The organism is Mycobacterium sp. (genome assembly GCF_036488105.1).
Classification (GTDB): domain Bacteria; phylum Actinomycetota; class Actinomycetes; order Mycobacteriales; family Mycobacteriaceae; genus Mycobacterium.
This window is the reverse complement of record NZ_DASXHW010000472.1, coordinates 1-5,893: the sequence shown is the minus strand read 5'-3', so window position 1 is coordinate 5,893 and position 5,893 is coordinate 1. Positions and strand designations below refer to the sequence as shown.

General features: G+C 67.7%; 5 protein-coding genes. 4 read left to right on the top strand and 1 reads right to left on the bottom strand.

The window, feature by feature from the left end:
- Window positions 1–212: DUF732 domain-containing protein (locus VGH54_RS24715; protein ID WP_331514766.1), on the bottom strand; the 212-nt coding region annotated here is incomplete at its 3' end.
- Window positions 213–406: 194 nt separating this feature from the next.
- On the opposite strand from VGH54_RS24715, the gene dcd reads away from it, so the two are divergent.
- From dcd to VGH54_RS24695, 4 genes are all read left to right on the top strand, one after another.
- Complete coding sequence (dcd, locus tag VGH54_RS24710) at window positions 407–979, top strand: dCTP deaminase (protein ID WP_331514765.1); 573 nt, start codon at window positions 407–409, stop codon at window positions 977–979.
- 109 nt (window positions 980–1,088) lie between these two features.
- On the top strand, window positions 1,089–2,864 hold the full coding sequence (locus VGH54_RS24705) for a DUF7159 family protein (protein WP_331514764.1): 1,776 nt from the start codon (window positions 1,089–1,091) through the stop codon (window positions 2,862–2,864).
- A gap of 219 nt (window positions 2,865–3,083) precedes the next feature.
- On the top strand, window positions 3,084–4,520 hold the full coding sequence (locus VGH54_RS24700; protein WP_331514763.1) for a DUF7159 family protein: 1,437 nt from the start codon (window positions 3,084–3,086) through the stop codon (window positions 4,518–4,520).
- 197 nt (window positions 4,521–4,717) lie between these two features.
- On the top strand, window positions 4,718–5,893 hold a 1,176-nt coding region (locus tag VGH54_RS24695; protein ID WP_422656400.1), incomplete at its 3' end, for a DUF7159 family protein.

The following is a 5,893-nucleotide window of genomic DNA, read 5'->3' as shown; positions in this document are numbered from 1 at the left end:
AGTGCCTGACAAACCTGGTGACCGTAATCGATGACAGACGGAATGTTGTCGTGGGCAGGAACACCTGCCTGAGCAAGCAATGCCAGGAAGTTGTCTTCCTGACCATCTGCACTGGCCTGCGGTGCCAGTGCAAGAGCAGCGCCGACGATCGATTCGGCGAGCCCGGCCAGCTGCACCCGCAGCATGTGGTTGTGCGACCGGGCGGCGGTCATCTGGATAACACCCATAGGTCATATTAAAAACCCCTTGCGTTCACTTTATAGACACTTTGAATTAAGAATGGGATCCGTCCGCAGCATTATTTGCGCGTCGGCGGGTTGGCCGCGCCAGCCAGCGGCGAGAACGTCGAATTGGTCGCGACGTTCATCGACATCGCCGTCTGCGGGGGAGCGGCTACGCTCGTCGCGTGCTGCTCTCCGATCGCGACCTCAGAGCCGAAATCGCCGGTGGGCGGTTGGGAATTGACCCCTTCGACGACGCCTTGGTGCAGCCGTCGAGCGTCGACGTCCGACTCGACACGTTGTTTCGGGTTTTCAACAACACGCGGTACACCCACATCGACCCCGCGCAGCAACAGGATGAGCTGACCAGCCTGGTGGAACCGGCTGAGGGCGAACCGTTTGTGCTGCATCCCGGCGAGTTCGTGCTCGGCTCCACGCTGGAGACGTGCACGCTGCCGGAAGATCTAGCGGGACGGTTGGAGGGCAAATCGTCGCTCGGGCGTCTGGGACTGCTCACCCATTCGACCGCCGGCTTCATCGACCCCGGCTTCAGCGGTCACATCACCTTGGAACTCTCCAACGTGGCTAACCTGCCGATCACGCTGTGGCCGGGTATGAAAATCGGCCAGCTGTGCATCCTGCGGCTGACCAGCCCCGCCGAGCATCCCTACGGTAGCGCGCGCGTCGGGTCGAAATACCAGGGCCAACGTGGACCAACGCCGTCGCGTTCGTATCTGAATTTCATAAGGTCCACTTAAGTTCACCTGCGGTACACCACAGCTTCTATCGCGACTATTCATATGTAGCGCCGGACGCGGTGACCCCTCCGCCGAACGTGGCGCGCTACCCATGGTTCCTGGAGGCGCGATGGAGATCGTGCTCGGGGTGTCGATGGCGCCCACATCGGTCCGAATGCTGCTCGTCGAAGGCGAAAACGCCGACGGCGCCACTGTCGAGGACAACAAGTTCGACATCGCCGACGACGACGATGCGGCAACGCTGAGCGCGGCCGATCAGGTGATCTCGGCGATCCTCGGCACCCGCGAAGGTGCCGCCGAGGCCGGCCATGCGCTGACGTCGACGGGCGTTACCTGGACTAATCCGGTCGATGCCGCCGGTTTGCACGAGGCCCTGGCCACTCGCAAGATCGAAAACGTCATGCTGGTGTCGTCATTCATGGCCGCGGCCGCACTGGCCCAGATGGTCGGTAATACCGTCGGCGACTCCCACACCGCCCTGTTGTTCCTCGAGCCCGACACCGTGACGCTGGCGATCGTCGACTCCGCGGACGGCTCCATTGCTGACGTCCACAAAGAACTGATTCCCGGCCATAGCGTGGCGGAGTTGGCCGGGATGCTGGCGGGTTTGGGCGAGCTGGAGACGCAGCCGCAGAGCGTGTTCATCGTCGGTACCGGCGTGGACGTCGCTGCGATCAAGCCGCAACTGGAGACGCTGACGGCGCTCCCGGTTACCGCGGCCGAGGAACCGGAGACTGCGCTGGCGTGGGGCGCGGCGCTGGCGTCGGCTAACGCGCCGTTGTTTGCCTCGTCGACCGCGGCCCTCGCGTACGCGCAAGACCCGGGTACCGGGGCGGTCGATCCCTATGCGGTGTCACCGGGATACCTTGCAGCACCGGATGTTCCGTTCGGCACTGAGCTGGGTGAAGAGGATCTGGCCTACAGCGCGGTTCCGGATGAAGAGGCCGAAGTCCACACTGTCGCGCAGGATGTGATCACCGAGGAGCATCTCGATCACGAGCCCGGGCGCAGACCCCTCGTTCTCGTCGGAAGCATTCTCGCGGTCGTGTTTGTGGCCGCTGCGCTGTCGCTGGAGGTTGCGCTGGCGCTTGGGATTCGGCCCAGTGTCGCCCTGCTGCCCCGGCCGCTGCAGAACCTCATCATCCAGGCTCCGGCGCCCGCCGCGGCTCCGGCAAACGTTCAGGTGCCGGAGGCCAATCACTTGATCGCCCCGGCGATCGCGCCCCCACCCGCCCACGCGCCGATACCGGCTCCGCGGCCCGCGGCGCCCGCACTGGTGCCGGCCGCGCCGCCGATTCCTGTTCCTGCGGCTCCGCCGGCACCCATCGCGGCTCCTGCGCCGGTGGTTGTTCCGCTGCCAATTCCGGTGCGTGCGCCGGAGCCGGTCCGCGCCGCTCCGCTGCCCGTGCCGGTTCACGTGCCGTCGGCGCCGGCGCCCGTCCACGTGCCGCAGCCGGTGCATATCCCGTCGCCGCAGCCACCGGTCGGCGTACCGGTAGCGCCTCCGATTCAGTTGCCGTTGCCGATCCCACTGCCGATCCAGATCCCGGGCCTGCCGGGGAACATGCCGGCTCCATGGGAGGGTCCGCACGGTCCCGAGGCCGGCGGTCCGGGCACGCAGGGCCCGTCGTCCAATCCGCCTGGCGGATTCGGCGGCGGCCACCCCGGCTTTGGTGGTGGCCCCGGTGGATTTGGTGGTCCGCCTGGCGGGTTCGGTGGTGGGCACCCGGGCTTTGGTGGTGGCCCCGGTGGGTTCGGTGGTCCGCCTGGCGGGTTCGGTGGTGGTGGTCACGGCTTCGGCGGCGGCGGTTTTGGTGGGGGCGGCTTCGGTGGCGGTGGTTTTGGTGGTGGTGGTCACGGCTTCGGCGGCGGCGGGCACCATTAGTCCGACGGCTCAGCGGGCGGCAGGGTAAAATCATCTCCGAAGGGTCGGCCGGGGGGCATCGATCGACCGGATGCTCCTCGGCTCAACTTCGCAGAGCACAGCCAAGTCCGCGGTAGTAACGCCGCGCTTCGGAGCGGCGATAACTTCTGTGATTAGCGCCCTGCATGGCGTCAAATCGCAGTCGGCCCGCGGACGGCTAGTAAACAGGTGGGAGGATTTGTGGACACCGTACTTGGCGTGTCGATGGCACCCACGAATGTCCGCGTCGTGCTGGTCGAGGGTGAAAACGCCGACGGAGCAACCGTCGATGAGGACAACTTCGCCGTCGCCGACGCGGACGATCCGGCAACTGTCAGCGGACCTGATCAGGTGGTTGCTGCAATTCTGGGTACCCGCGAAGGCGCCAACGAGGCCGGATACGATCTGCGGTCGACCGGGGTGACTTGGAGTGACCAGTGCGAGGCCGCCGAGCTGCGTGACGCGTTGGCCGCCCGCAAGGTCGAAAATGTCATGCTGGTCTCGTCGTTCTTGGCCGCTGCGGCACTAGCCCAGTCGATGGGCAGCGCGACCGGTTATGCGCGGGCCGCGCTGCTGTATGTCGAGCCCGATACCGCGACGTTGGCCGTGGTCGACACCGCCGACGGCTCGATCATCGATGTGCAGCGCCAGCAGCTTCCCGATGACGACGATCAGGCGGTCGCCACGCTGGTCAGCTTGGTTTCTGCCGCCGAGGGCCTCGACCAGCAGCCGGAAGGCCTGCTGGTGGTGGGCTCGGGAGTGGACATTCCGCTGATCAAGCCCGCGCTTGAAGAAGCGACGTCGTTGCCGCTCAGCGTGCCCGAACAACCCGAGACGGCGCTGGCCCGCGGCGCGGCGCTGGCGTCAGCCAGTGCACCGCTGTTCGCGTCGTCGACCGCCGCACTCGCCTACGCACTGGACCCGGGCACTGGTTCGGTGAGCCAGTACGCGCACGCACCGGGATATCTGGCCGTCGCCGAGGCAGTTCCCAGCGGCGAGCCGGGCGCCGAGGCGTTGGCCTACAGCGCAGTTGCCGACGACTCGGCTGCGGTTTACACCGAACTGGGTCCCGACGCTGATGTGGCCGACGATGAGCACCAAGACTTCACCACCGGCATGTATCCCGACTTCAGTCAGCTGGAGGAGCACGAACACGTAAGTCGCACACCGTTTCTGGCGGCGATGAGTGTCTTGATCATTTTTGTTGCCGGCGTCATGGCACTGGTGATCTCGCTGGCCTTCAGCATCCGACCGTCGGCCAGTTCGCGGCCCAGCCTCAGCCATAACGTGGTGGCCCCGGCCAGGCTGGCGCCGCTGCCAGCGCCGCCGCCAAAACCGGCACCAGCGGCCGCACCTGTGCAGGCCCCAGCGCCAGCTGCGGCTCCGGCGCCGGTCCAAGCGGTGGCGCCAGCGCCCGTCCGGATACCGGGTCCCGCTCCTGCGCCCGCGCCGGTGGCGCCGCCCCCGCCCATCATTGCGCCGATTCTTCCCGGGCTCCTGCCGCCGCTGTTCGGCCCGCCGGCCCCTGCGCCCGGCCCGTGGGGTCACGGCGACGGGGGCTGGGGCCACGGTGGCGGTGGTGGTGGCGGCTGGGGCCACGGCGGTGGCGGTTTTGGCCACGGCGGACACGGCCGTTAGTGAGCATCGGCGATTACGCGGTTGACTCATAGCCGCCGGCTCTGCTCGTCGGTAGTGTCGTAGGGACAGATACCGGGAAATCGATCCGCGTCGCTCCCGCCAAGCTTGGGGAAACCCCGGCAATCCCCATGCATGGTTCGGCGTGATGGCCAGTTTTGACGCTCCCGGCCAGGGAGCAAGCAGCTTTGGAGGCGAAAGTGGACACCGTACTTGGCGTGTCGATGGCACCCACTGCGGTCCGCATGGTTCTCGTGGAGGGCGAAAACGCCGACGGCCTCACCGTCGAGCAAGACGGCTTTGACGTCAACGCGGCCGCCGATGCGCCGACCGTCAATGCGGCCGATCAGGTGGTGTCGGCGATCCTCGGCACCCAGGAAGGTGCGGCCGAGAGCGGCTACCAAGTGCGCTCGACGGGTGTGACCTGGACGGATCCCATCGAGGCCGGTGCGCTGCGTGACGCCTTGGCGGCGCGCAAGGTCGAGAACGTCATGCTGGTGTCGTCGTTCCTGGCCGCCGCGGCGCTGGCCCAGGTCGTCGGCAGCTCCGTCGGCTATGCCCAGACCGGGCTGCTATTCGTCGAGCCCGACACCGCGACGTTGGCAGTGGTCAACAGCTCCGACGGGTCGATCACCGACGTCCGTCGTCAGTCGCTGACACCCGGCGCCGATTCGGTCGCTGAACTGGCCACGTTGCTGTCCAGCGCCGACTCGTTGGACGCCCGGCCCGACGGGCTGTTTCTCGTCGGATCCGGCGTGGACATCGCCAACATCAAGCCGCGGTTAGAGGCAGCGACCGGCCTGATAGTGAGTGCGCCCGAGGAGCCGGAGACCGCCCTTGCCCGTGGCGCGGCCCTGGCTTCGGCCAACGCGCCGCTGTTCTCGTCGTCCACCGCTGCGCTGGCCTACGCGCAGGACCCCGGCACCGGCTTCATCAACCCGTACGCCGTGGCCCCCGGATACTTCGACGTCGCCACCGACAACGCCTCCGGCGAACCGGCGCTGGCCTACAGCGCGGTCCCCGATGACGACCTCGACGCTTACACCGCGCTGGCCGGCGAGGGAGATTTCGAGACTGGCGCCTACGCGGGCGCCGATACCGGTATCGCCGCTGCTCCCGAGGAAGGCCGCCGCAGGCCCCTGATTCTGGTGGCCAGCGCCGTTGCCGCGATCTTCGTGGTCGGCGCCGCGGCGCTGCTCGTCGCGCTGGCGATCAGCATGCGGCCAACCGCGGCCGTCCGGCCCGAGCCCGGCCACAATGCGGTGGCGCCCAAGCCGGCACCCGCCGCGGCCCCGGTCCCGGCGTCGGCCCCAGCTCCAGCACCTGAAGCGCCCGCCCCCGCGCCGGCGGCGCCCGCCCCCGCGCCGGAGCAGGTT